We start from the raw sequence: 26,749 nt of genomic DNA, 5'->3' as shown, positions 1-26,749 counted from the left end.
ACAGTGTATTGCCAGTAAGAGTATGGGTGATATTCACAGAGTTGCTAGTGACGAAGGCTCCGCCAGCTGACAGAGCCATTTTAGAGAGGGATGTTTACGCAATTCTGCACGCATCGGCTTCCCAGCGATATCCCACGCCATAAACGGCGCGGATAAACGACTGCTCCGCGTCCAGCGACTCCAGTTTGCGGCGCAAGTTCTTGATGTGGCTGTCGATGGTGCGGTCAGTGACGACGCGATAGTCGTCATAAAGATGGTTGAGCAACTGCTCGCGCGAGAATACTTTCCCCGGTTCATGCGACAGCGTTTTGAGCAAGCGGAATTCGGCTGGCGTTAAGTCGAGCATTTTTCCACGCCATGAAGCCTGAAAACGACCTTCATCAACGATCAATGGGCTGTCAGCATCCATCTGTTGCAGCTCTCGCTGTGGCTTGCAACGACGCAAGATCGTTTTCACCCTGGCAACGACTTCTCGCGGGCTGTAGGGCTTACAAATGTAGTCATCTGCGCCGATCTCAAGCCCCAGTAGCCTGTCTATCTCTTCAATTTTGGCGGTAACCATCATGATGGGAACTTCAGAGAAACGACGAATTTCCCGGCACAGGGTCAGACCGTCGGTACCTGGCAGCATCAGATCCAGTAAAATCATATCGGGTGGCGTCTGGCGCACGTAAGGCAGCACCAGATCACCGTGATTGATTAGGGTTGGGGCATAGCTTGCAGCGCGCAGATAGTCGATAAGCAACTGTCCCAGCTTGGGTTCATCTTCCACAATCAGAATACGTGGTGTGTTTTCATCAATGGGTAACTCAGTCATACATCTCTCTGTAAATCGCGTTCCAGCGGTAACTCTACTGTAATGCTAACCCCACCAAAAGGCGAATGGGCGGCACGGATATGTCCATTATGCGCCTGGACGATATTGACGCAAATCGCCAGCCCCAGCCCGGAACCCCCGCTGGCGCGGTTACGGGACCCTTCCGTACGATAAAATCGTTCAAACAGTTTCTGTAACTGCTCCTCACTGACCCCTGGCGCTGAATCGGCGAAGGTCAACAGCACCAGCCGGTCACGTTGTTCGGCAGAAATATGCAGCCCACCGCCGCTGTCGGTGTAGCGCAGGCTGTTTTCCAGCAGATTGTTGAATAACTGCATCAGACGATCGCGGTCACCAAATACCGTTACGCTGTCCGGGAGCGAAAGCTGGATCGTTAATCCGCGGCTGGCGAAGCGTTCGCGGAAAGCTCCGCTCGCGACTTCCAGCAACGGTATAAGATCTAACGAGGTTTTTTGGTAGGCCAGAGCCCCTTCATCAGACATCGAGAGCTGATGAAGATCGTCCACCAGTTTGGTGAGCGTACCTACTTCGGCCTGTAGCGAGGCAACTGAGTCAGGAGTGAACTGGCGAACGCCATCCTGAATAGCTTCCAGTTCTCCGCGTAAAACTGCGAGTGGTGTGCGCAGCTCGTGAGAAATATCGGCCATAAAATCACGACGCATCTGCTGGTTCTTTTCCAGCGTACTGGCAAGCTGGTTGAAATCTTGCGCCAGTTTGCCCAGTTCATCCGTGCTGGTGGGCGTAACTCGAGTGGTAAAATCACCTGCCGCCAGTTTGTGCGTGCCGTCTACCAGCCGCTTGACTGGCGCCAGCAGGCTTCTCGCCAGGGTAAATGTTGCCAGTGCCGCCAGCAGGGTAGAGAGCGCGACAATGAGCCAGCTGGTTCGGCGCTGCTGTTTATCAAAATTGATATCCGTATTGCGCGTTAAGCGCTCGACGGGAGAGGCGATGACAGCCCCAACTTCAGCACCGTTAACTTTTATAGGGCGGCGCATACCGTCACGGGGCACCGGGCCGCGCGGACCAACCAATACATGTGCTTTTTGATCGACAACCCAAAATTGTGTGCGCCAGCCGTGTGGGGGCATTCCCGGGCCGGGTTTGTCATCGTCATTTTCGTGTTCAAAAGAGCGCAGGATCTGAAAAACAAAGCGCTCGTTGTTGCGTAAGAAACGCCAGTTGCCGTGCTGTTCATACTGTTCGCCCAATGCGTCGCCCAGCATTTGCAGACGCTGTTCATTACCATGCTTGATGTAGTCAATAAAACCGCGTTCGAAGCTAATGCGTACGGCCCAGTGCATGCTAATCAGCAACACAATGCAGGTGGCGAAAATTGCCAGAAACAGTTTGCCGGTGATACCGGGCCGCCAGAACTTCATCAGGTGCTCCTTTTGCGTCGTGAAATCACCGCGTTGGGTTGCGTGTTGTTCGGCACGCGGGCAAAAATGATGGCTGGCAGCGCAATAATGAGAGCAATGCACAGCCAGGTATACATAAAGACGGTATGCGTGGTGTCGCTGCCGATAGCGATATGCTGTTGACCAAACATACCCAATAGCAGTCCGGCAATGGTAACCCCAATGCTCATTGACAGTTGCATGATCATCGAAAGCAGACTGTTGCCACTGCTGGCGAGATCGTCAGGTAGATCTTTCAACGTCAGGGTGTTCATTGACGAAAAACGGGTTGAATTGACCATTCCTTGTAGGAATAAAACGAAGGGCAGGGCGTAATACCAGCCGAGCAGGGCGGTCGTCATCAGCAGCAGGCTGACCAGTGACAGGCCAAGCGTCGTTGCGACCAGCACCCGACGATAGCCAAATCGATTAACGACCTGAACCACGATGCGTTTCATTCCCATACTGCCCAGTACCATTGGGATCATCATCAGACCGGCGTGAAACGGTGAAAAGCCCAGGCCAATCTGTAAAAATACCGGCGTCATAAATGGCAACATCCCGCTACCAATGCGCCCGGCAAAGCTGCCAAACAGGCCTAAGGAGAAGCAAGGTGTGCGGAAAAGCTTCAGGCTAAACAGCGCCCGCGGATTGTGCCGGGCGTGTTTGAGGTATAACAGGACCGCCACTACGCCGCAGATAACGAGCGCAGCCAGAGTAATGTCTGAAATTCCGCTTCCCTTGCTGCCATCCAGAGCGAGCGTCAGCACCGCCATGCCAACTGCCAGCATCATAAAACCCGAAAGATCGAATCGTCGGGTTTGCATGGTGTAGTTGGGCATCAACATCAATGTCGCTATTGCCCCGACAATGCCGACCGGAATGTTAATCAGGAAAATCCAGTGCCAGGAGGCGTATTCAACCAGAATGCCTCCTAACGCCGGTCCCAATAGCGGACCCACCTGACCCGGCAAGGTGACGAATGTCATTGCCGCCATATATTGTTCGCGGGGGACAATTTTCATCACCGTTAACCTGCCGACCGGCACCATCATTGCGCCGCCAACACCTTGTAAAACGCGGGCAATGACCAGCTCATTGAGCGTATTGGACCAGGCACAAAACAGCGATCCGAGCGTAAACAGGATGATGGCGGTGAAGAAAATATTACGCACACCAATCTTATCCGCCAGCCACCCGCTGGCGGGCAGCATTACGGCCACGGTTAATACATAGGACACAATGACCATATGCATATGCAACGGGCTTTCACCAAGGCTTTTTGCCATTGAGGGAAGCGCGGTGTTGACGATGGTGGTATCCAGCGACTGCATAAAAAAGCCAAATGCCACAATCCACAGTTGCCAGCGGGTGCTGTCAGGAAGTTCTGTCATAGATCTGCTACCGGTTTGCTGTTTTTACGCGAAAAACGCAGATGCAGACGGTCGAAAAAGAGATATACCACTGGAGTGGTGTACAGCGTCAGAAGCTGACTGACTACCAGCCCGCCGACAATGGTTATCCCAAGAGGTTGGCGCAGTTCCGAGCCGTCGCCTGCGGATAACACCAAAGGTAGTGCGCCAAAAAGCGCCGCCAGCGTGGTCATCATTATTGGGCGAAAGCGCAGCAGACATGCCTGGAAAATCGCTTCTTCCGGCGTCAACTTACCGTTTCTCTGCGCTTCCAGCGCAAAATCGACCATCATGATGGCGTTTTTCTTCACAATGCCAATTAATAGCATGATCCCTATTAGCGCGATTAGGCTGAATGGGGCATTGAACAACTCCAGCGCCAGCAATGCACCAACGCCAGCAGAGGGAAGCGTTGAGAGGATCGTCAGCGGATGAACGTAGCTCTCATACAGCATGCCCAGTACGATATAAACCGTCGCTATTGCCGCAATAATCAGGATCACCTGCGAGTTCATCGTGTCCTGAAAAACCTGCGCTGTGCCAGCAAAACTACCGCGCACCGTGGAAGGTACACCAAGCTGCGTCATCGTTCTGTTGATAGCCTCTGTCGCTTCAGAAAGTGAAGCCCCAGTTGGCAGGTTAAAGGAAATTGTTGAGGCAGCAGAGAGTCCCTGATGATTTACGGACAGCGGGGCGTTCGCTGGTTGCCATTTGGCAAAGTACGACAACGGTATAGCCTTCCCGTCGTTATTGATGACGAACATTTTATCCAGCGCACTGATGTCCTGGGTGTAGCGTGGATCGACTTCCATCACCACTTTGTACTGGTTCATCGGTTGATAGATAGTCGATATTTGTCGCTGGCCAAAGGCGTTATTTAGCAGACTATTGGCGGCTTCAACGTCGATCCCCAGACGAGACATGGTGTCACGATCGTAGGTCAGGTTCATCTCCGCGCCGTTGTCCTGCTGATCGGAGTTGACGTCAGCCAGCTGGGGCAGGGCAGCTAACGCTTTACGGATTTTGGGCTCCCATTCACGTAGTGCCGCAAGGTCATCGGATAACAACGTGTACTGATAGCTGGCGTTGGCTTGTCTTCCACCGACGCGAATATCCTGCACCGCCATCAGAAACAGGTTCGCACCAGGCTCTTTGGCTAACTTCACACGCAGGCGGTCGATTACCTGCTGAGCGGTTTCATGACGCTCGCCACGAGGCTTCAGCGTAATAAACATCATGCCACTGTTGACACGAGAACCGCCGGTGAAACCGGTCACGTTATCTACCGCCGGGTCGTCGCGGATGATCTTCATAAAATCCTGAAGCTTGCCGCGCATGGCCTGAAACGAAATGCTTTGGTCGGCCTGGATCCCACCCATCAATACGCCAGTATCCTGCTCCGGGAAGAAGGTTTTGGGGATGGAAATATAGAGCCAGACGTTCAGTGCGATCGTGCCGAGTAAAACAACGCCTACCAGCCGCGTGTGGCGTAATACCCATTTCAGTGAAGTGCCATAACTCTGTTGTAAAGCGACCAGCAGACGACCAAAGCCCCGTTTACGGGACTGTTGGCGAGGAGGCGTGGACTTAAGCATCCAGCCGCACATCATAGGTGTGAGCGTCAACGAAACCAGAAGTGAGATACCGATTGCTACCGACAGGGTGACGGCAAATTCACGTAATAATCGTCCCGGCAGTCCTCCCATTAACAGTAACGGCAGGAATACCGCTACCAGCGACAGGCTCATAGACAGTACCGTAAACCCCACTTCGCGGGTGCCCTGTAATGCCGCCTGTAATGGCTTCATCCCCGCTTCCAGGTGACGGGCAATGTTCTCCAGCACGACGATGGCATCGTCGACCACAAAACCTGTGGCGATGGTCAGTGCCATTAACGACAGGTTGTTGAGGCTGAATCCACAAAGATACATGGCGGCAAAGGTGCCAATCAGCGAAACCGGAACCGCAACGGCGGGAATGAGCGTCGCGCGTCCGGAGCGCAGGAAGACAAATACGACCAGGATCACCAGCGCGACTGAGATAATCAGCGTCTGTTCCACTTCCTCCAGCGAAGCGCGAATGGTCGGAGAGCGGTCCTGGGCAATTTGTAGATCGATGGTAGCCGGGATCAGGGTTTGCAACTCCGGCAGTTTGGCCCGGATGCTGTCGACCGTCTGGATGATATTGGCTTCCGGCAGTTTGCGAATGATCAGCAAAATAGCCGGTTTGGCGTTGGTCATACCGGCATTACGAACATCCTGTACCGAGTCACTGACCGACGCAACATCACCCAGCCGCACGGCCGCACCGTTGTTGTAGTGGATAATCAGCGGTTGATATTCCGCTGCGGTTTTTAGTTCGTCGTTGGTTTGTACCTGCCAGCGCCGTGTTTCACTCTCTATGGCCCCCTGAGGTTTGCGCACGTTGGCATTACTGATGGCACTGCGCACATCGTCAAGCGAGACCCCCTGGTTAAATAAGGCTTGCGGATTCAGCCCCACGCGCACGGCGGGCAGGGAACTGCCACCGACGTCAACGTCACCGACACCGTCGATTTGCGCAATAGTCTGCGCCAGTTGAGTCGATGCGAAATCATACAACTCACCCTGTGAGTAGGTATCCGAGGTCAGTGTCAGGATCATGACTGGTGCATCGGATGGGTTGGCTTTTCGGTAAGTCGGGCGGTTGGGCATCCCGCTCGGTAACAGGCTCTGCGCAGCGTTAATGGCGGCCTGAACGTCCCGCGCCGCACCGTTAATATCACGGTCGAAATTAAATTCAAGAATAATGCGCGTGCTACCAAGTGAACTGCTTGAGGTCATTTCGTTCACGCCCGCGATGCGCCCCAGTGAGCGCTCCAGCGGCGTTGCTACCGAGGAGGCCATCGTTTCTGGCGACGCGCCGGGCAACGATGCGCTAACCATGATGACCGGAAAATCCACCTGCGGCAGCGGGGCGACCGGTAACAGGCGAAAGCCCAGTATGCCGCACAGGGTAATAGCGACGGAGATGAGAATGGTCGCGACAGGACGATGAATGAAAAGAGCGAAAAATTTCATTTACGCTTCCTCTTCCTGGCGCGGGAAGCGGTTTTTCACATACAGCGACAGACGGTCAAACAGCAGATAAATCACCGGGGTGGTAAACAGCGTTAACACCTGACTGACCAGCAAACCGCCGACCATACCAATACCTAATGGACGGCGCAATTCAGCACCCACGCCAGTACTTAACATGAGTGGTAAAGCTCCCAACAGCGCCGCCAGTGTGGTCATCAGGATCGGCCGAAAACGCAGCAGGCAAGCCTGAAAAATGGCGTCGCGCGGCGCCATTCCCTGTTCGCGTTCGGCGGCGAGGGCAAAGTCGATCATCATGATGGCGTTTTTCTTAACGATACCGATCAGCAAAATGATGCCGATAATCGCGATGACGTCCAGCTCACTACCGGCAATCATTAACGCCAGTAGCGCACCGACGCCCGCAGTAGGCAGCGTGGAGAGAATGGTAATCGGGTGAATAAAGCTCTCATACAGGATGCCAAGCACGATATACATGGCGACAACTGCCGCCACAATCAGCCAGATGGTATTGCCGAGCGCGGCCTGGAATGCCAGCGTGCTACCCTGGAATTGAGTAGTAATATTCGACGGCAGGTTGAGCGTTTTTTCAGCCTGCAAAATTGCCTGTACCGCATCACCCAGCGAATGATTGTCCGGTACGTTAAACGAGATGGTCGTTACCGGGAACTGATCGAGGTGGTTAATCGACAGTGGGGCAAAACGTTGTTCAACGCTGGCGATCGTGCTCAGAGGCACAATTCCGCCATCGCTGCTGGTCAGGCGAATGGAGTCCAGCGCGGAAAGCCCGGGCGTATTTTCGGTGTCGTGTTCTAACACTACACGATACTGGTTTGCCTGGGTGTAAATAGTCGAAATCAACCGTTGTCCGAAGGCGTTGTACAGAGCGTTATCGACATCCGCCATACTGATGCCTAAACGGCTGGCACTGTCGCGATTGACGTTAACCCATGCTACCAGTCCTTTATCCTGCCAGTCGCTGCTGACATCTGAGAGCTGCGGTAACTGCTGCAGTTTTTCCAACAGCTGTGGTACCCAGGTGCTGAGCGCGTCGAGAGAGGTGGCTTGCAATGTAAACTGGTATTGTGTCCGGCTTACCTGCGTGTCGATGGTCAGATCCTGAGTTGGCTGCAGGTAGAGATCTACGCCAGGAACTTTATCAACGGCATCCTGCAGGCGGGCGATAACCTTCTGTACGCGATCATCTCGATCATCCAGTGGCTTAAGGTTAATTTGCAGGCGCGCGCTGTTGAGTGCCGGATTAGTACCGTCAACACCGACGAACGCGGTCAGGCTTTCAACCGCCGGGTCTTTGAGGATCACGTCAGTCACCAGGCGCTGGCGCTGGGCCATACTGGCAAATGAACTGGACTGTGGAGCCTGCAGCGTGCCCTGAATAATGCCGTTATCCTGCACCGGGAAGAATCCTTTCGGAATAAAGACCCACAGCATGACGCTAAGGACGAGTGTGCCGAGCGCCACGCTGAGTGTCAGCCATGGGTGGTTCAGCACTTTAGCCAGCCAGTGACCGTACCCGGCAATGACCCGATCAAACATTCTTTCAGAAGCGCGAGAGAAGCGGTTTTGTTTGCGCAATGACTCCTGACTGAGCATACGTGCGCACATCATCGGCGTGAGGGTCAGTGACACGACGGCGGAAATCAGAATGGCTACTGCCAGCGTAACGGCAAATTCGCGGAACAAACGCCCGACAATATCTCCCATAAATAACAGCGGGATTAGCACGGCGATCAGTGAGAAGGTCAGAGAGATGATAGTAAAGCCGATTTCGCCTGCCCCTTTCAGGGCTGCACTCAACGGTTTTTCTCCCTTCTCGATATAGCGTGAAATATTCTCGATAACCACAATGGCGTCATCTACCACAAAGCCTGTGGCGATGGTCAGCGCCATTAGTGTCAGGTTATTGATGGAGAAATCGAGAAAGACCATCACCGCGAAGGTGCCAATCAGCGACAGCGGAACGGCGACTGCGGGAATAATGGTGGCGGGGATATTACGCAGGAACAGATAAATAATCATCACCACCAGCGCGATTGCCAGCATCAGTTCAAACTGGGTGTCGGAAACCGACGCGCGAATATTGGTCGTGCGATCCGAGAGCACGGTGACATTGACTGACTTCGGCAGGCTTTCCGTTAACTGTGGAAGCATCTGGCGAATGCTGTCTGCTGTGGAGATAATGTTCGCACCAGGCTGGCGCTGAACATTCATCACAATGGCTTGTTGCTTATTGGCCCAGGCGCCAAGCCAGCTGTTTTCTGCTCCTTGCTCGACGGTGGCGACATCGCCGAGGCGCACTGGTGCGCCATTTTTATACGCAATGATTAACTGACGATATTCATCGGCAGACTGCATCTGGTCGTTGGCAGAAAGAGTAACGGCGCGTGTTGGGCCATCAAGACTCCCTTTTGCTGAATTGACGTTTGCACTGGTGATGGCGGTACGGATGGTTTCGCTGGTCAGCCCGAGAGCGGCAATGGCTTGTGCATTAAGCTTGACGCGTACTGCCGGACGTTGCCCACCTGAAAGTGTCACCAGACCAACACCGGAGACCTGGGAAATTTTCTGCGCCACGCGCGTTTCCACCATATCTTCCACCTGCGTCATTGGCATGGCGGTAGAGGTGACGGCCAGCGTCATGATCGGCGGGTCTGCCGGATTTACTTTGCTGTAGACCGGTGGGTTCGGCAGATCGCCCGGCAATAGATTGGTGGCGGCGTTAATCGCGGCCTGGACTTCCTGTTCGGCTACGTCCAGCGGCAGGGTTAGCTGAAACTGCAATGTGACAACGGATGCGCCGCCGGAACTTTGCGAGGACATTTGTTTCAGGCCGGACATCTGTCCAAACTGGCGCTCCAGCGGGGCGGTGACGGCGGAAGTCATAACATCCGGGCTGGCGCCAGGGTAGAGCGTCACAACCTGAATAGTGGGGTAATCCACTTCAGGCAAAGCAGCAATGGGCAGGAAGCGATAGCCAATAATCCCGGCGAGTAAAATTGCCACCATCAACAGCGTGGTCGCGACGGGACGTAAAATAAACAGGCGCGATGGGCCGCCTGTATTGCCTGGGGGTAACACCTGCATCAGGAGCGTGCTCCTTTTTTGCCGTACCCGCTAGCGGTGGCTTTCTCTTCTGTGGCTGAGGAGGTGTGTGCCTCCACGACTTCGACTTTAGCCCCTTCCGTCAGGCGGTCGATACCATCGGTGACGACGCGATCACCCACTGACAGCCCTGCAGTGATCACGACTTTTTGGCTATCCTGAATACCCGGTTTGACAAGATGCTTGCTGACCTTGTTTTCTGTGTTCAGTACCCAGACAAAGTGACCCTCGTTGCCCATCTGTAATGCGGAGGTTGGGATCACGACAGCATTTTGTTCGGTGTCGACCAGCATGCGGGCGTTAACAAACTGATTCGGGAACAGTGCGTCGTCCTGATTATTAAAACGGGCCTTAGCTTTGATGGTACCGGTGGTGACGTCAATCTGATTATCCAGACTCAGCAGTACGCCTTCGCTCAGTTTCTGCGAATTGGTGCGATCCCAGGCCTCGACTTTCAGCGGAGCACCCGTTTTTTGCGCCCGTAACACGGTGGCAATATCGTTTTCAGGCAAGGTGAAGATCAGATCGATCGGATGGGTTTGGGTAATAACGACAATCCCTGTGGTGTCACTGCTGGAAATCTGGTTGCCGACATCGACCTGCTTCAGTCCCACGCGGCCATCCACAGGTGCCGTGACCCGGCTCCAGTCGAGCTGTAATTGTGCGCTGGCGACGCTGGCCTCATCGGCTTTGATCGTCCCCTGAGTTTCATTGACCAGAGCCTGCTGAGCATCCAGCTCCTGTCGGGAAACAAGATTGGTTTTGACCAGTTGCTGATAACGGGCAAGGTCGCGACGGGCATTTGCCAGCGTGGCTTTATCCTTCGCTAACTGTCCCTGCGCCTGAGCTAAAGCAACTTTAAACTGGCTGGGATCGATCTCTGCAAGCAGGTCTCCGGCTTTAACCTGTTGTCCTTCCTGGAAGTGTAGCGCGATGAGTTGACCGTCCACGCGGCTACGTACCGTCGCAGTGTTAGCCGCAGTAATTGTTCCCAACCCTGTCAGATAACGCGGGACGGTTTGTTCGGTGGCGGTTGCTGCCTGAACGGGAGCCAATGAACCGGAACGCATTCCCCGACGACCAGGGCCAGAGGTGTGCTGCGCTTGCCCGGTAGCACCAGGCGCGCTTCCCTGGCGATCGCTATGGTTTTGCCAGAACCAGAATGCGCTGATGGCGGCCACGACGATCACGATTGCTATCACCCAGCGGGTTTTGTTACTGCCTTTCATTGTTATAAGTTTCTCATCCTGAAACGTTTCGCGGAATGATACTAGTTTAGCCAGCGAACAAGGGAGAAAAATGGAGGAATTATGAAACACTGTAGGGATTCGTCTGAATGCTGACGCGGCTTGCGAGGCATTACGCAACAATCAGCGGTGAAAATAGCGATTACGTCATTGTGCGTTAGAGTGCTGGCACGGCAAAAAGGAGGAAAGCCAAAGATTTCAGCGGGACGCTGGAACGGGAAAGCCCCTCCCGAGGAAGGGGCCAAAATAAGGAAAGGGTTATGATGAAGCACGTCATCATACTGGTGATACTCTTAGTGATTAGCTTACCGGCTTACTAAGACACCAGGTGGAAGGGAAACCTTCCCTAACCCTCACTCCTGAAAATAAGCCACAGTAGTGATGATGTCAATACGCGTGCTTTTCAGCCTGCGAGCCACTTAGCGGAAAACCACTTCCGCCCAGCGAGCCAGTCCCGCGGTGACAGAGCCAAAATCATCACCACCGGCGATCGGGATCCCCGGAAGCTGTTCTGCAAGGGCTTTTTTAATCAACGGTGAACGGGCACTACCGCCGGTCAGATAAATGACATCCGGTTTTTCCTGTGCATTATCCAGGGCCAGTTGTACCTGTTCCAGAATACGCGCCAGGGGCTGATTCAGCGCCGTTTCCAGCCCCTGCTGGCTGATAGCCGTTGCCAGTGCATCGCTGATAAACGGGAGTGCTGTAGTGATGTTTGTCTGGCCCGACAGCGCAATCTTGCTCTCTTCTGCGCAGCGCACCAGACGATAGCTCAGGCGCTCGCGCCAGACTTTAAGCAGCAGGGCCACTTTGTCAGCTTCGCGAGCATCGCGGATCAGATCGTTTAACAACCGTCCGTTGGCGGTACTATAGAAATCACTTTGTGCGGGAACATCGTTGATCGCGACCGCGTTCCACCACGGAAGAATGGGTAAAGCGATGCCCTTTTCTGTTTCTCCACCCATGCCGAGCAACGGCATCAGATGTTTAAATGCCAGCGCAATGTCCAGGTCGTTACCGCCTACGCGGCATCCGCTGTGCCCCAGCAAACTGTTTTCACGATCGGCTCGGTGGTGCCATTGTGGTCCCATCAGCAGTAACGAGCAGTCAGTGGTACCGCCGCCGATATCCACAACCAGTACGCGCTTTTCTTCTTGCAATGTAGCTTCGTAATCCAGACCCGCTGCTACTGGTTCGTACTGAAAGACCACATCCTTGAAACCAGCACGTTTTGCCGCGCGCTCAAGAATGCCCTGGGCCTGAGTGTTGGCGTCATCACCGCCTAACCCCTGAAAGTTTATCGGACGGCCAATTACAGCCTGGGTGATGGTTTCGGGTAGCTGGTTTTGCGCCTGGTTGCGGATGTGCAGCATCATTGCGCAGACTAAATCTTCAAACAGGGCAACCTGCTGTGGCTTCAGGCCGCTGGCACCCAGAAAAGATTTAGGCGATTTAACGAAGTAAACCTCTTCCGGATCCTCAATATACTGACCCAGTGACGCCAGACCAAACTGCACGCTGTTGGCGTTAACATCGATGTCTTCTTCGCGGTTATAGCGCATCGCGCGACGCAGCAGAGCCTGCGTTTCGTCATCTGTTGTTGGCACATCATGATGGCGATACAGCCATTCACTTACTGCTTCGCGCGTTGGAGCGCAAAGCATAGAGGGGAGTAGCGTGCTGTTATTTTCCATTTTGAGCAATTGTGGTTGCCCGTCACGCATTACAGCCACTGAACAGTTTGCCGTACCGTAGTCAAAACCAATAAACACCGTAAAAATCCCCATGCCAGTGAAGAAGGGGCGTGACTTTAGCGAAATGTTGCCGTCCAGACAACTGGAATATGAAAGCAAGGCACATCGTTCGGATACCGTTTATGCTGTAGGTTTGAATAAAAAGGAAAACCAGATGTTAACGCTGAGCTGGCACCCACCCTATGACTGGCCCTGGATGTTAGGGTTTCTTGCCGCACGTGCGGTGGATGGCGTAGAAACCGTGGGGGAGTTGTATTATGAAAGAAGCCTGGCCATCGGTGAGCATCGCGGCCTGGTGAGCGTCACCCCTGATCCGGAAGCCAACCTGCTGCAGATTACGTTGAGTCCAGGGTTACAACCCGTGGCCTCCGAGTGTCTGGCGAAAATCGAGCGATTGTTCGATCTTACCTGCCGTCCCCAACATATTGTCAGCGCATTGGGTAATCTGGGGGCTGCTCGCCCTGGGCTGCGGCTACCAGGATCGGTCGATGCCTTCGAACAGGGGGGTCGGGCAATTTTAGGACAACTGGTGAGTGTGACGATGGCGGCAAAATTGACGGCGAAAGTTGCCCATGCCTACGGTGATACACTTGAAGACGCTCCAGAATATGTATGTTTCCCCCTCCCTGAAGCGCTGGCCTCGGCCGATCCGTTGCATCTGAAAGCGTTAGGTATGCCGCTGAAACGTGCTGAAGCGTTGATCCACCTGGCCCGGTCCGCGCTGGAGGGTACGCTTGCATCTGTTGCCCCGTCTGATATTGAACAAGGCGTGAAGCATCTACAAACTTTTCCAGGAATTGGGCGCTGGACTGCCAACTACTTTGCTCTGCGCGGATGGCAGGCGAAGGATATTTTTTTGCCAGATGACTACCTGATTAAACAGCGTTTTCCAGGCATGACACCTGCGCAAATCCGGCGATATGCAGAGCGCTGGAAGCCATGGCGTTCCTATGCGCTGTTGCATATCTGGTATACAGAAGGCTGGCAACCGTCAGTTGATAGCAAAGTTGCTGGTGTTGAGTAACAGATCCAGCGGTTGGGCATCGGCAATGATATCGCCATAAATCATATCGATACCGATGCCAGAAAGCGCATCCATGATAAGTGGCATTTGTACCGGGCCAGCGATGGTTTTGATATCAAGACGCTGTGCATGGCTCTGTATAATGGAAACCCACATTTCATCCATCAGATTACCGTGAGCGCTGGCGCTTAGTTCGCTGTCGAGCAAAAGGTAATCGGCTACGTGATACTTGAGGTTGTCAAAGACCTCTAAGTCCCGACCTGCCTGACTTAAAATAATACGACAGCCTGCATGACGTAGGCGATGGATTGCTGATACGGCCTGCGTAGGATGCGTATTCATCACTCCCACCGGGATGGTCAGATGCAATAACCGTGGCGGCAGCGAACTCTGTTCCAGATGCTCCAACAGTTCATCCACAATCTCCGAATTTAGCAGTCCGGCGGCGGAAAGCGGCAGGGCAATACTGAGTCCTTTGCTGGCGACAGCTGAGGCGGAATGAGAGAAAAACTCATTAAATACCCGCCGATCGAGCGCATGATTGAGTATGGGATCTGCCAGACCGGCGCGGAAGGTCTGTTCTTCGATGACTTCGCCGTCGTTATTCCATAGACGTAGTGAGAGAAGCCAGAAGCTAAATGTCTCAGGAATGCGCGGGGATGCGACACCCCTGGCAACCATGAGTATCGGGTTGTGGGTAATAATCTGTTTCTGTTCATCTGGCAAGAGCAGCCCTCGTGTATCATGCGTTTGACTCTGCTCTGGCTCGTACACGCATACTCGCCCACGACCACTGTTTTTCGCTGCGTAGCAGGCAATATCTGCCTGAGACATGACCTCGGTCGCGACATGGTTTTTTTCATCAATCAGCGTGATCCCTGCACTGGCACCAATACGATGTAAGCGGCCTTCCCACATAAAGTGATAATCGTTGATGGCGCTAATGATACGGCCCGAGATGAAGCGTGCGCTTTCAATATTGCAATCCGGTAGTAACAGACCGAACTCATCGCCGCCAAGACGTGCCAGTACGTCGCTGGAGCGCAGCATACTGAGCATCAGTGAAGACAACTCGCGCAGCAGGGCATCGCCTGCGGCGTGTCCAGCGCTATCGTTCACTGCTTTAAAACGATCCAGATCGATAAAGACCAGTACATGACGCTGGTGTGAGTCCTGTACGGTGTACAGTAATTGTTTCAGATGGTTCTCGAAACTGACTCTGTTGGCAAGATTGGTCAGGTCATCATGCGAGGCGCTGTAGCTGAGTTGACGTAACATTTTACGTGACTCAGTGACGTCCTGAATCACCAGTACTGAACCAATACTACCGCCGTCAAGGGTGCTGAGCGGGGTGATACTGTACTGAATATCGTAACTACTGCCGTTACGACAATGCAGGACCACCTCTTGCTCTATTGCCGAACGTGACATGTCGGCACTGTAGATGTTTTCCATGAGCGGACCGTTTTCACCAAAGGTGATGCGTAGCACTGTCAGCAATGGAATACCTATTGCGCTTTCCTGCTGCCAGCCGCTCATTTTCTCGGCAACTGGATTCATAAAGGTGACGTTCATATTAACGTCAATACAAATCACTGCTTCGCCGATGGAATCGAGCGTAATATGCAAACGCTCTTTTTCCTGATAAAGCTCTTCATGCAGTTGCTTCACTTCGGTCATATCCAGATTAATGCCGAGTAAGCGTTCAACTTCACCGTCTTTGTTCAGCACCCGATTAGCCAGCGAGCGAATATGGCGCACGCCGTCTTTTACCGCGATACGGTATTCGAGCTTGAAAGGGATCCGCGCCGCAAGCGAATCGCGAATCACATTTTCGGCGTACTCACGATCTTCAGGAACGACGCAGTTGTACCAGACTTGCCAGGTCGGTTTGATATGCGCAGGAACTTCGTAGAGATCGAACATGCGTTTATCCCAACTGATCACGTCAGGCTGCAGATCCCATTCCCAGATACCAATGCCGCCCGCCTCATTTGCCAGCGTAATACGTTCCATCAGTCGTTTATTTATCCACTCCGTGTGCTTCAGGTCGTTGATGTCCTCAACCTGCGCAATAAAGTAGAGTGGGGTGTTATCACTATGGCGAACTAACGAAACGGCCAGCAACGCCCAGACAACTTCGCCTGCGCGAGTGTAATAGCGTTTCTCCATGGAGTAACTATTGATTTCCCCACGAGACAGCATATTCAACTGTTCCAGGTCATTGTTCAAATCTTCCGGCCATGTCAACTGCTGGAAGGTCAACGCTCTCAGCTCATCCTGGCTATAGCCAAGAAACTGGCACAGGGCTTTATTTGCCTGAAGCCATTGTCCTTCAGTACCGACCAGTGCCATGCCTATCGCCGAGTATTCCATAGCATTACGGAAGCGTGATTCGCTTTCAGAGATGTGTTTTCGTTCAGCCCGGAATGCGTACATCACCATGGTCATCATGTTGGCAGGCAACAGAATCATTAAAAACGGCAGCCACGGTATGCTCGTCATAATGTGCGTTTTTGGTGTGTAGAGCAGCGATGGGTTAGCGGCGAGCATCAGCGAAACCATCATGACTGTGCTCAGGAAAATCAAAAACGCCTCCATACGTGGCAGACGGACGGCGCTCCACATCAGCAGAACGATAACGCAGGTAAACGGCCATGGAACGTACATCATGGAGAGCCAGCTTAATGTTAAGGTCACCAGCAGGGTGATGAGAGTCTCAAACAGTAAACGGGGATCGCGATGGCGCAGCAGATAATGAGGCTTAAACAGCAAACCTAATGGGACCAGCGCGAGGGCGCCGATGGATTCTGACAGAACCCAAATGAGAAACGTATTTAGCGATGTTTCGCCTGGGAGCAGCAGCCACATTAAAACGCCGCCAACCAGCGGCGGGACGACGGCGCTACCGAATGCCAGGCGTGACCAGTCATTAAGATTTTGTAATGGATTGTACCAGGGTAACAGTTTGCGCAATAACATTGCGCCAGTGATTGCCTCAATAATATTGATGGCCGTGTAGGTAAAATTAAGTGACTCGCCAGGGAAAAATAGCAAAGACGCACCGATGCTACCGAAGGAGCAAGCCAGTGCAATCCCGGGCCACATTCGTCCCGCATGACGGTAAAATGCCACCATCATGATAGAGGTGGGGAACCAAAGCGGTGCCAGCTGCGTTCCGAAGCGTGATAGCTCCAGCGAGAACAGCGTAAAGACAAAAGCCACCAGACCTAAACTGGCCAGGCGCAGTAGAGGATGAGGTAAGGTAACTAAAACATGTTGGGATTGTTTACTCATTACCACTCTACCCAAATAGCTGATGTCGCCCTGGAGGAGATGCCGGGCGCGTACTGTTTAATCTGAGATTATGCTAGTACAAACAATTTACAATTTATACGCCAGCTGCTCATAAATTAACACTCCCAAGCTATTAATTCATAAGGCGGGAGAATAAATGGCGTGCCTGCTTTAAAACTGACCATTTTAATTTGCGACAGGGACAGCATTGGTGCAGCCTGGGCTGGCATCGCGCCAATGAAATCCCTATAATTGCCGCGTTTGGCGTTTCGACGCCGCCCTTCCTTACATCCAGGTTAATCAGGTCGCTAAATTTATGACTGATCAGTCTCATCAGTGCGTCATTATCGGCATTGCCGGCGCATCGGCTTCCGGCAAGAGTCTTATTGCCAGTACTCTTTATCGCGAATTGCGCGAACAAGTGGGTGACGAACATATTGGCGTTATTCCCGAAGACAGTTATTACAAAGATCAAAGCCATCTGTCGATGGAAGAACGTGTAAAAACGAATTACGATCATCCGAACGCGATGGATCACAGCCTGCTGTTTCAGCATCTTCAAACGCTTAAACGCGGGTCGGCGATTGAATTACCCGTTTACAGCTATGTTGAGCACACGCGTACGCAAGACACCATTCATATTGAACCAAAGAAAGTGATTATCCTGGAAGGCATTCTGCTGCTGACGGATGCACGTTTGCGTGACGAGATGAACTTCTCTATTTTTGTTGATACACCACTGGACATTTGCCTGATGCGTCGTATCAAACGGGACGTGAATGAGCGAGGCCGTTCCATGGATTCAGTGATGGCGCAATACCAAAAAACCGTCCGTCCGATGTTCCTGCAATTTATTGAACCTTCAAAACAATACGCCGATATCATCGTGCCGCGTGGGGGTAAAAACCGCATCGCAATTGATATTCTGAAGGCGAAAATCAGTCAGTTCTTTGAATAAGTTCAGCGAATTGTGTACCGTTCAGTGATAACCTGGTTCACCCTTAGCACGTCTGGTGTTAAGGGGTTGAAGCACGAAAGGAGAAAGTGCCATGCGTTTATGTGACCGAGATATTGAAGCCTGGTTGGATGAAGGTCGTCTGTCGATCAATCCACGCCCTCCTGTCGAGCGAATCAATGGCGCAACGGTAGATGTGCGCCTTGGAAACAAATTTCGTACGTTCCGCGGTCATACGGCACCGTATATTGATTTGAGCGGACCGAAGGATGAAGTCAGTGCCGCGCTGGATCGCGTGATGAGTGATGAAATCGTTCTCGATGATGGTGAGGCGTTTTTCCTGCATCCGGGTGAATTAGCACTGGCTGTCACTCTGGAGTCCGTTACGCTGCCATCCGATCTCGTTGGTTGGTTAGACGGACGTTCGTCACTGGCGCGTCTGGGTCTGATGGTACACGTTACTGCACACCGCATCGATCCGGGCTGGTCGGGTTGCATTGTTCTGGAATTTTACAACTCCGGGAAATTACCGTTGGCCCTGCGCCCCGGCATGCCGATTGGCGCGCTGAGTTTTGAGCCGCTTTCCGGTCCGGCTGCGCGACCTTACAATCGTCGTCAGGATGCGAAATATCGCGACCAGCAGGGCGCTGTAGCCAGCCGGATTGATAAAGACTGAGTATTTGTCAGTCCATTGGGGATAGCATGAGACGATTTCTGACGACGCTGATGATTCTTCTGGTCGTGCTGGTGGCCGGTTTTTCCGCGTTAGTACTGTTGGTTAATCCGAATGATTTCCGCGCGTACATGGTAAAGCAGGTTGCTGCGCGTAGCGGATATCAGTTGCAGTTGGATGGTCCTTTGCGCTGGCATGTATGGCCTCAGCTAAGCATCCTCTCCGGGCGCATGGTGTTAACGGCTGAGGGTGCCAGCGAACCGCTGGTACGTGCCGACAATATGCGTCTTGATGTGGCGTTGTGGCCGTTACTGAGCCATCAGCTCGATGTTAAGCAGGTGATGCTCAAAGGTGCTGTGATCCAACTGACCCCACAAACCGAAGCGGTGCGCGGAGAAGATGCGCCCGTAGCTCCGAAAGATAATACGTTTCCTGATCTGGCAGACGATCGCGGATGGTCGTTTGATATCGCTCGTCTGCGGGTTGCTGACAGCGTTCTGGTATTTCAGCATGAAGACGATGAACAGATTACGGTTCGTGACATTCACCTGAATATGGAACAGGATGCCCAGCATCGCGGTACGTTCGACTTCACCGGACGCGTGAACCGCGATCAGCGTGATCTTGCGTTATCCCTTAGCGGCACCGTAGATGCTTCTGATTATCCGCACAATCTCGCGGCTAATATTGAGCAGCTTAGCTGGCAGTTACAGGGCGCCGACCTGCCGCAGCAGGGGATTCGCGGCCAGGGGCAGCTTCAGGCTCAATGGCAGGAAGATAAAAAACAGCTCGCATTTAGCCAGATTAAGATGACGGCTAATGACAGCTCTCTGACTGGGCAGGCTATGGTCGCGCTGGCGGATAAGCCGGAATGGTCGGTCGACCTGCGATTTGGTCAGCTCAATCTCGACAACCTGATTGTGCAACAGGATGCCGCTGCTGTAACAAACGGTGGGGCGCAACAGGGACAGAGTCAATCGACGCTGGCTCGACCGGTCATCGCCTCGCAGGTTGATGCCGTATCTTATCAAGGACTGAAGGGGTTTTCTGCGGATATTACATTGCAGGCGGACAAGGTTCTCTGGCGGAAAATGGCCTTTGATAATGTTTCCGCGAAGATATCTAACGATTCCGGATTGCTGAACATTGATGAGTTACAGGGAAAAAGCAATGGTGGGATTATCTCACTTCCCGGTACGCTGGATGCCAGAAAGACTCAGCCGCGAGCGGTCTTTCATCCACGTCTGGAAAATGTAGAAATTGGGACTATCCTCAAAGCCTTTGACTATCCGATTGCGCTGACGGGCAAGCTGTCGCTGACTGGCGATTTTTCAGGTTCAGATATTGACGCTCAGGCATTTCGTCACAACTGGCAGGGGCAGGCCAGCGTCGAGATGAGTGACACGCGTATGGAAGGGATGAACTTCCAGCAACTGGTGCAGCAGGCGGTTGAGCGCAGCGGCGGTGATGTAACATCGCAGCAAGATCTGGACAATGTCACCCGGCTGGATCGTTTTGTTACCGATCTGACGCTGAGTAACGGCAAGGTTATGCTGGACGACATGGAAGGGCAGTCCGCGATGCTGGCACTTTCAGGTAAAGGCACGTTAGATCTGGTTGAACAGAACTGTGATACACAGTTTAACGTACGCGTGCTGGGCGGCTGGAATGGGGAAAGCAAACTGATTGATTTCCTGAAAGCTACTCCCATTCCGCTTAGGGTCTACGGTAAGTGGCAGGCTTTAAACTACAACCTGCAGGTAGACCAGCTTCTGCGTAAGCACATGCAGGATGAAGCGAAACGCCGGTTGAATGACTGGGCCGATCGCAATAAAGACTCCCGCAACGGCAAGGACGTTAAAAAGCTGCTCGATAAACTCTGATTTGTATTGTCGGACAAGATGTCTTACGTCTTGTCCGACTTACAACACGTTACCTACACTTCGTAATCCATCTCTTCTTCATTATTGTGCAACGGTATTAACTGTACTTTTTGCACCCGGTGATTTTCTACCTGCAAGGTTTTCAGCAGGTAATCACCAACCTGAACTTCCTCCCCGGTTTTTGGAATGCGTTGCAAATACTCCATTAACAGCCCGGCAATCGTGTGATACTCACGTTTATCGTCCAGTGGAATAGGAACGTATTGCACCAGGTCCTCCAGTGGCATATGTCCGTTAGCTGTCCATGACCCATCGGCGTTCTTCTGAATATCATGTCGGGCGTCGATCTCTTCCACTTCATTAGGCAAGTTACCGGCGATGGTTTCCATTACGTCACTCAGTGTCACGATCCCTTCAACCGAACCAAACTCATCAGCCACAAAAGCAAAGTGCGTCCGGGCGTTACGGAACTGCTCCAGCGCCGGAAGCAACGGCAGTGTCTCCGGGAATACCAACGGCTGGCGGATCAGGACGCGTAAGTCGAGTTGCTCGCCACGTAGCGATTGTTGCAGAAGGTCAATCACATGCACCACGCCAAGCAGATCTTCCTGTTCGTCTTCTCCGGTTACAACGAGGCGCGTATGCTGGTTTTTCTCCAGTAATGCGCGGATTTCTGTTTCAGGAGCATTGAGATCGATATGCTCAATATCATGACGTGAAGTCATGATGCTGCTGACGGTACGCTGATTCAGGTTCAGTACGCGCTCGATCATCCGGCGCTCCTGCGGGGCAAAAATCTGGCCGTCGTGATGATCCGCCAGCATAGCAGAGGTTTCTGCATCCAGTTCGGCGTCTTCTTTTTGTCCACTTAGCAGGCGCATAACCGCCTCGGCAGTACGCTGGCGCAAAGTATGGTTGGCTGACAGGAAACGACGGCGGTTAAAGATAGCCAACTGGTTCAGTGCTTCTATCATGACCGAGAACCCGATAGCGGCGTACAGATAGCCTTTCGGAATATGGAAGCCAAACCCTTCTGCGACCAAGCTGAAACCGATCATCAGCAGGAAGCTAAGGCACAGGATGACGATGGTTGGATGGCTATTTACAAAACGGGTCAACGACTTGCTGGCCAGCACCATCAGGCTAATAGCAATAATGACAGCCGCCATCATAACCGCCAGGTGATCGACCATCCCCACGGCGGTGATCACTGAGTCCAGAGAGAAAATGGCATCCAGTACCACAATTTGCGCCACGACTCCCCAGAACTTAGCGCCTTTACGCTGGGTGGGGTTATCGCTGTCTTTTCCTTCCAGTCGCTCGTTAAGCTCCATTGTGGCTTTGAACAGCAGGAAGAATCCCCCGAATAGCATAATCAGGTCACGTGCACTGAAGCTCAGATCCCGGATGCTAAATAGTGGCGTGGTTAGCGTCACCAGCCAGGATATTGACGCCAGCAGCAACAGGCGCATGACCATCGCCAGCAATAGTCCGGTAATACGCGCCTTGTCCCGCTGGCCAGGTGGCAGTTTTTCCGCGAGGATGGCAATAAAAACGAGGTTATCAATGCCAAGAACAAGTTCTATCACGATTAGCGTGACGAGTCCGGCCCAGATCGACGGATCGGCAATCCATTCCATAGTAAAAGCTATACCCATAGTTGTATGACAATTGTCACAATTCGATCATGGATAAAGCCGACGGAAAATGCAATGGCGATAAGGGATTTCTCTGCCGTTTATATCTGGAGTGACACGAGATAATAACCTTAAATTTACTACAGGATATAGTTTTATAAATATTAACATATTTAAGAAATATCGCAGGTTACGTAATTGCAGAGTGATAATGTCAATATCAATAAAATCCTAAAAATATAAATTATGCGTCCTTAATATTAATCTTAAAAGCAAGGAGACGACGAGCTGTTTTCTTGCCTGTAACACCGTTAGCTGTAACAATTCTTTCCGTAATCACCAAAAGAGAAATATTACTATATCACCCCGCAGTGCTATTTCTGCTGCATTGTTGCTATGAAAGTGATGAAAATAGAGGGGCGAGAAAAATATAAATTAATCAGTGCATTGGTAGCTAAAGAAGCCAGGGGCGGTAGCGTGCCTGGTCGCCTGATGATAAGCCTGAATTAATCTGTCAACAGACTGCTGACGAATTCATTTTTTTAGGACTGATGCCGATTATATTTTCGTTTAATTAACGGCAATGTAAATGGCACAGGTGAAGACGCTATTTAGAATGCACGTGATAATTACTCTGCCAAAGTGATAAATAATCAATGATGAAATCCAAACTTAGATTAATACCAGTATTGGTATCGGTAATCTTGATCAACGGTTGTACCGTACTTCCGGGCAGCAATATGTCTACGATGGGTAAAGATGTGATCAAACAGCAGGATGCTGATTTTGATATCAATCGGATGGTGAATGTTTATCCACTAACCCCTCGACTGGTAGAGCAATTACGTCCACGACCGAATGTTGCACAACCCAATATGTCGCTGGACCAGGAGATTTCGGGGTACCAGTATCGGGTCGGCGCAGGTGATGTACTAAATGTGACCGTCTGGGATCATCCAGAACTCACAACGCCAGCGGGGCAATACCGAAGCTCAAGTGATACCGGCAACTGGGTTCAACCTGATGGCACCATGTTTTATCCCTACATTGGTAAAGTGAGCGTTGTTGGGAAAACGTTGGCAGAAATTCGTAGTGATATTACCGGGCGCCTGGCGAAGTACATTGCTGACCCGCAGGTGGACGTTAATATCGCTGCTTTCCGCTCGCAGAAGGCGTATGTCTCCGGGCAGGTTAATAAATCCGGCCAGCAGGCCATCACCAACGTTCCGTTAACTATCCTTGATGCGATTAACGCCGCCGGTGGACTGACCGAGGCGGCAGACTGGCGTAACGTTGTGCTCACCCATAGTGGACAGGAGCAACGTATTTCCCTGCAGGCGCTGATGCAAAATGGCGATCTGAGCCAGAACCGTCTGCTCTATCCTGGCGACATTCTGTTTGTCCCACGTAATGACGATCTGAAAGTCTTCGTGATGGGGGAAGTGAAAAAACAGAGCACCCTCAAAATGGACTTCAGCGGGATGACGCTTACCGAAGCGCTGGGAAATGCGGAAGGTATCGACCTGACCACCTCCAATGCCAGCGGTATCTTCGTCATTCGACCGTTAAAAGGCGAGGGCGAACGCAGCGGCAAAATTGCCAATATCTACCAACTGGATATGTCAGATGCGACCTCTCTGGTGATGGCGACCTCTTTCCGACTTCAGCCATACGACGTGGTGTATGTCACGACCGCGCCGGTTTCTCGCTGGAACCGTTTGATCAATCAGTTGCTGCCGACTATCAGCGGTGTTCGTTACATGACGGATACGGCCAGCGACCTTCACAACTGGTAATCGCCATGTTTAACAAGATATTAGTCGTTTGCGTGGGGAACATTTGCCGCTCCCCAACGGCAGAACGGTTGTTAAGGCAATTTCATCCGGCGTTGACGGTCTCTTCCGCGGGCCTGGGCGCGTTGGTCGGCAAAGGTGCGGATCCAAAAGCCATTAGCGTGGCTCAGACACACGACCTGTCTCTTGCAAATCATAGCGCGCGTCAAATTTCGGGGCGAATGTGTCGGGAGTATGACCTGATCCTGACCATGGAAAAGCGCCACATTACAGCACTGTGTGAAATGGTGCCGGAGATGCGGGGCAAAGTGATGCTTTTTGGTCACTGGGACGGTGAGCGTGAAATCCCCGATCCCTATCGCAAAAGCCACGAAGCATTTGACTCGGTATACGCATTACTTGAACGGTCTGCCCGCCAATGGGCTAAGGCGCTGAACGCGGAGCAGGATAAACAATGACGGAAAAAATAAAACAGTCTGCCACGCCGGTAACAGGCAACGATGAAATCGATATCGGTCGCCTGGTGGGGACGGTTATAGAAGCGCGTTGGTGGGTGCTTGGCATAACCACTGCTTTTGCGCTGTGTGCTGCGATCTACACCTTGTTTGCCACCCCTATCTACAGTGCTGATGCTCTGGTGCAAATTGAGCAAAATACCGGTAACTCGCTGGTTCAGGATATTGGTTCAGCGTTATCGAACAAGCCCCCGGCTTCTGAAGCCGAAATCCAGCTTATCCAGTCGCGACTGGTATTGGGTAAAACGGTGGACGATCTCGATTTGGATATCGCCGTCACCAAAAATACGTTTCCCATTTTTGGCGCGGGCTGGGAGCGACTCATGGGCCGCCAGAACGAAACGGTCAAAGTGACGACATTCACTTTTCCAAAGCCGATGAATGAACAGATCTTTACGCTGACCGTGCTGAATGCCAAAAGTTACCAACTGACGAGCGACGGGGGTTTTAGCGCCCGGGGGCAGGTCGGAAAGTTGTTAAACCACGATGGGGTTACGATGCAGGTCCAGGCAATTCATGCCAGTCCCGACAGCGAATTCACCATCAGTAAATTTTCCACGCTTGGGATGATCAATACCCTGCAAAATAACCTGAGCGTCACTGAAACAGGGAAAGACACCGGCGTATTGAGCCTGACATTTACCGGTGAAGACCGGGAGCAGATCCGCCAGATCCTCGACAGTATTACCCGTAACTACCTGGAACAAAACGTGGCGCGTAAATCTGAAGAGGCGGCCAAAAGCCTGGCGTTTCTGGCAAAGCAACTGCCCGAGGTGCGTAACCACCTGGATGTTGCGGAAAATAAACTGAATGCGTTTCGCCAGGATAAGGACTCAGTAGATCTTCCGCTGGAGGCGAAAGCGGTACTGGATTCGATGGTGAATATTGATGCTCAGCTGAATGAACTGACGTTCAAAGAAGCTGAAATTTCCAAACTGTTCACCAAAGCGCACCCGGCGTATCGCACGCTGCTGGAAAAACGCCAGGCGCTGGAAGATGAGAAAAGCAAACTGAACGGGCGCGTGACCGCAATGCCGAAAACGCAGCAGGAAATTGTCCGCCTGACCCGCGATGTTGAGTCTGGTCAGCAGGTTTATATGCAGTTACTGAACAAACAGCAGGAGCTGAAGATAACCGAAGCCAGTACGGTAGGTGATGTTCGTATTGTTGACCCCGCCATTGCTCAGCCTGGCGTACTGAAACCGAAAACTGCGCTGATAATTCTCGGTAGCATTATCCTTGGCCTGATGCTTTCAGTTGTTGGCGTTCTGCTGCGTTCTCTGTTTAATCGTGGGATCGAGAATCCTCAGGTGCTGGAAGAGAACGGTATCAGTGTATATGCCAGTATTCCTCTTTCTGAGTGGCAAAAAGCACGTGATAGCGTCAAAACCATTAAAGGTGTTAAGCGTTACAAACAAAGTCAGCTGTTGGCTGTGGGGAATCCGACCGACCTGGCGATAGAAGCAGTACGTAGCCTGCGTACCAGCCTGCATTTTGCCATGATGCAGGCGCGCAACAATGTGCTGATGCTTACCGGGGTCAGCCCGTCAATTGGGAAAACGTTTGTCTGCGCCAACCTGGCGGCGGTCATTAGTCAGACCCACAAACGCGTTCTGCTGATCGACTGCGATATGCGCAAAGGCTATACGCACGAACTGCTCGGGACCAATAACGTCAATGGTCTGTCCGATCTCCTCATTGGTAAGGGTGACATCTCGTCCTGTGCAAAACCAACCTCAATCGCGAATTTTGATCTGGTCCCGCGCGGACAGGTTCCACCGAATCCTTCAGAACTTCTGATGAGTGAACGCTTTGGCGAACTGATGGCCTGGGCAAGCTCGAACTATGATCTGGTGCTCATCGATACCCCGCCAATACTGGCAGTGACCGATGCGGCGATTGTAGGACGTCATGCCGGCACTACGCTGATGGTCGCCCGTTATGCCGTCAACACCCTGAAAGAAGTCGAAACCAGCCTGAGCCGCTTTGAACAAAACGGCATTCAGGTGAAAGGGGTGATCCTCAACTCTATCTTCCGTCGCGCCAGTGGATACCAGGATTACGGCTACTACGAATATGAGTACATGTCGGATTCGAAGTAAGTAATGAACGGTGCCGGTAGGT

At 52.3% G+C, this 26,749-nt stretch carries 17 protein-coding genes; 8 read left to right on the top strand and 9 right to left on the bottom strand.

Annotated elements, in window-relative coordinates; genetic code table 11:
• Nucleotides 1–94 precede the first annotated feature (94 nt).
• The 6 genes from baeR to AACS05_RS14785 are packed head-to-tail and all read right to left on the bottom strand — an operon-like array spanning nt 95 to nt 11,076.
• Nucleotides 95–817 carry a two-component system response regulator BaeR gene (baeR, locus tag AACS05_RS14810; RefSeq protein WP_045444756.1) on the bottom strand — a complete coding sequence of 241 codons (723 nt, stop codon included), beginning with the start codon at nt 815–817 and terminating at the stop codon, nt 95–97.
• Nucleotides 814–2,217: a two-component system sensor histidine kinase BaeS gene (baeS, locus tag AACS05_RS14805; RefSeq protein ID WP_045444753.1), complete on the bottom strand. Its 1,404-nt coding sequence runs from the start codon at nt 2,215–2,217 to the stop codon at nt 814–816. Before baeS ends, baeR begins: the two co-directional genes overlap by 4 nt.
• On the bottom strand, nt 2,217–3,629 hold the full coding sequence (locus AACS05_RS14800) for an MFS transporter (RefSeq protein WP_045444750.1): 1,413 nt from the start codon (nt 3,627–3,629) through the stop codon (nt 2,217–2,219). Before AACS05_RS14800 ends, baeS begins: the two co-directional genes overlap by 1 nt.
• Nucleotides 3,626–6,706, bottom strand: coding sequence for a multidrug efflux RND transporter permease subunit MdtC (mdtC, locus tag AACS05_RS14795; RefSeq protein WP_045444747.1), 3,081 nt, complete (start codon nt 6,704–6,706; stop codon nt 3,626–3,628). The genes AACS05_RS14800 and mdtC overlap by 4 nt, the downstream gene beginning before the upstream one ends.
• Nucleotides 6,707–9,829, bottom strand: a complete 3,123-nt coding sequence (locus AACS05_RS14790; RefSeq protein ID WP_045444744.1) for an MdtB/MuxB family multidrug efflux RND transporter permease subunit — start codon at nt 9,827–9,829, stop codon at nt 6,707–6,709. It lies immediately after the preceding gene.
• On the bottom strand, nt 9,829–11,076 hold the full coding sequence (locus AACS05_RS14785) for an MdtA/MuxA family multidrug efflux RND transporter periplasmic adaptor subunit (RefSeq protein ID WP_045444741.1): 1,248 nt from the start codon (nt 11,074–11,076) through the stop codon (nt 9,829–9,831). Before AACS05_RS14785 ends, AACS05_RS14790 begins: the two co-directional genes overlap by 1 nt.
• 278 nt (nt 11,077–11,354) lie before the next feature.
• Here AACS05_RS14785 and AACS05_RS14780 point away from each other — a divergent pair, with 278 nt between their 5' ends.
• A complete protein-coding gene (locus AACS05_RS14780) occupies nt 11,355–11,414 on the top strand; it encodes a type I toxin-antitoxin system Ibs family toxin (RefSeq protein ID WP_136345439.1) in 60 nt (19 codons plus the stop codon).
• A 99-nt stretch (nt 11,415–11,513) separates the two neighbouring features.
• Here the strand turns inward: AACS05_RS14780 and yegD are convergent, their stop codons facing one another.
• Nucleotides 11,514–12,866, bottom strand: a complete 1,353-nt coding sequence (yegD, locus tag AACS05_RS14775; protein ID WP_045444738.1) for a molecular chaperone — start codon at nt 12,864–12,866, stop codon at nt 11,514–11,516.
• 136 nt (nt 12,867–13,002) lie between these two features.
• On the opposite strand from yegD, the gene alkA reads away from it, so the two are divergent.
• Nucleotides 13,003–13,872 carry a DNA-3-methyladenine glycosylase 2 gene (alkA, locus tag AACS05_RS14770; protein WP_045449689.1) on the top strand — a complete coding sequence of 290 codons (870 nt, stop codon included), beginning with the start codon at nt 13,003–13,005 and terminating at the stop codon, nt 13,870–13,872.
• Here alkA and AACS05_RS14765 read toward each other — a convergent pair.
• Complete coding sequence (locus tag AACS05_RS14765; RefSeq protein WP_045444734.1) at nt 13,840–17,169, bottom strand: diguanylate cyclase; 3,330 nt, start codon at nt 17,167–17,169, stop codon at nt 13,840–13,842. The two genes, alkA and AACS05_RS14765, sit on opposite strands and share 33 nt — an antisense overlap.
• Nucleotides 17,170–17,485: 316 nt before the next feature.
• On the opposite strand from AACS05_RS14765, the gene udk reads away from it, so the two are divergent.
• The 3 genes from udk (at nt 17,486) to asmA (ending at nt 20,680) form a co-directional block, all read left to right on the top strand.
• Entirely contained in the window at nt 17,486–18,127 is a 642-nt protein-coding gene (gene udk / locus AACS05_RS14760; RefSeq protein WP_003036776.1) for a uridine kinase, read from the top strand.
• A 91-nt stretch (nt 18,128–18,218) separates the two neighbouring features.
• Nucleotides 18,219–18,800 (top strand): dCTP deaminase, encoded by a 582-nt coding sequence (dcd, locus tag AACS05_RS14755; RefSeq protein ID WP_045444731.1) that lies wholly within the window; start codon nt 18,219–18,221, stop codon nt 18,798–18,800.
• A gap of 26 nt (nt 18,801–18,826) precedes the next feature.
• Nucleotides 18,827–20,680, top strand: coding sequence for an outer membrane assembly protein AsmA (gene asmA / locus AACS05_RS14750; RefSeq protein ID WP_045444729.1), 1,854 nt, complete (start codon nt 18,827–18,829; stop codon nt 20,678–20,680).
• A 53-nt stretch (nt 20,681–20,733) separates the two neighbouring features.
• On the opposite strand, the gene AACS05_RS14745 is transcribed toward asmA, so the two are convergent.
• A complete protein-coding gene (locus tag AACS05_RS14745) occupies nt 20,734–22,320 on the bottom strand; it encodes a TerC family protein (protein ID WP_045444726.1) in 1,587 nt (528 codons plus the stop codon).
• A gap of 653 nt (nt 22,321–22,973) precedes the next feature.
• Here AACS05_RS14745 and AACS05_RS14740 point away from each other — a divergent pair.
• From AACS05_RS14740 to wzc, 3 genes are read left to right on the top strand one after another with little or no spacing between them, the layout of a single operon-like run.
• Complete coding sequence (locus tag AACS05_RS14740) at nt 22,974–24,113, top strand: polysaccharide export protein (protein ID WP_045444723.1); 1,140 nt, start codon at nt 22,974–22,976, stop codon at nt 24,111–24,113.
• 5 nt (nt 24,114–24,118) lie between these two features.
• Entirely contained in the window at nt 24,119–24,568 is a 450-nt protein-coding gene (gene wzb, locus AACS05_RS14735; RefSeq protein ID WP_045444719.1) for a low molecular weight protein-tyrosine-phosphatase Wzb, read from the top strand.
• Nucleotides 24,565–26,727 (top strand): tyrosine-protein kinase Wzc, encoded by a 2,163-nt coding sequence (wzc, locus tag AACS05_RS14730; RefSeq protein WP_045444716.1) that lies wholly within the window; start codon nt 24,565–24,567, stop codon nt 26,725–26,727. The genes wzb and wzc overlap by 4 nt, the downstream gene beginning before the upstream one ends.
• The last annotated feature ends 22 nt before the right edge of the window (nt 26,728–26,749 follow it).

This window comes from Citrobacter sp. S-77 (genome assembly GCF_963864895.1).
Classification (GTDB): Bacteria; Pseudomonadota; Gammaproteobacteria; order Enterobacterales; family Enterobacteriaceae; genus Citrobacter; species Citrobacter murliniae.
The sequence above is the reverse complement of the archived record's forward strand: the minus strand, read 5'-3'. Positions and strand labels throughout refer to the sequence as shown.

Bases quoted from the DNA above. Each gene is read 5' to 3' on its own strand.
- baeS (WP_045444753.1), bottom strand. From the start codon at position 2,217: ATGAAGTTCTGGCGGCCCGGTATCACCGGCAAACTGTTTCTGGCAATT.
- alkA (WP_045449689.1), top strand. From the start codon at position 13,003: ATGTTAACGCTGAGCTGGCACCCACCCTATGACTGGCCCTGGATGTTA.
- dcd (WP_045444731.1), top strand. From the start codon at position 18,219: ATGCGTTTATGTGACCGAGATATTGAAGCCTGGTTGGATGAAGGTCGT.
- udk (WP_003036776.1), top strand. From the start codon at position 17,486: ATGACTGATCAGTCTCATCAGTGCGTCATTATCGGCATTGCCGGCGCA.
- mdtC (WP_045444747.1), bottom strand. From the start codon at position 6,706: ATGAAATTTTTCGCTCTTTTCATTCATCGTCCTGTCGCGACCATTCTC.
- wzc (WP_045444716.1), top strand. From the start codon at position 24,565: ATGACGGAAAAAATAAAACAGTCTGCCACGCCGGTAACAGGCAACGAT.
- AACS05_RS14785 (WP_045444741.1), bottom strand. From the start codon at position 11,076: ATGAAAGGCAGTAACAAAACCCGCTGGGTGATAGCAATCGTGATCGTC.
- asmA (WP_045444729.1), top strand. From the start codon at position 18,827: ATGAGACGATTTCTGACGACGCTGATGATTCTTCTGGTCGTGCTGGTG.
- AACS05_RS14745 (WP_045444726.1), bottom strand. From the start codon at position 22,320: ATGGAATGGATTGCCGATCCGTCGATCTGGGCCGGACTCGTCACGCTA.
- wzb (WP_045444719.1), top strand. From the start codon at position 24,119: ATGTTTAACAAGATATTAGTCGTTTGCGTGGGGAACATTTGCCGCTCC.
- AACS05_RS14800 (WP_045444750.1), bottom strand. From the start codon at position 3,629: ATGACAGAACTTCCTGACAGCACCCGCTGGCAACTGTGGATTGTGGCA.
- AACS05_RS14790 (WP_045444744.1), bottom strand. From the start codon at position 9,829: ATGCAGGTGTTACCCCCAGGCAATACAGGCGGCCCATCGCGCCTGTTT.
- AACS05_RS14765 (WP_045444734.1), bottom strand. From the start codon at position 17,169: ATGAGTAAACAATCCCAACATGTTTTAGTTACCTTACCTCATCCTCTA.
- AACS05_RS14740 (WP_045444723.1), top strand. From the start codon at position 22,974: ATGATGAAATCCAAACTTAGATTAATACCAGTATTGGTATCGGTAATC.
- baeR (WP_045444756.1), bottom strand. From the start codon at position 817: ATGACTGAGTTACCCATTGATGAAAACACACCACGTATTCTGATTGTG.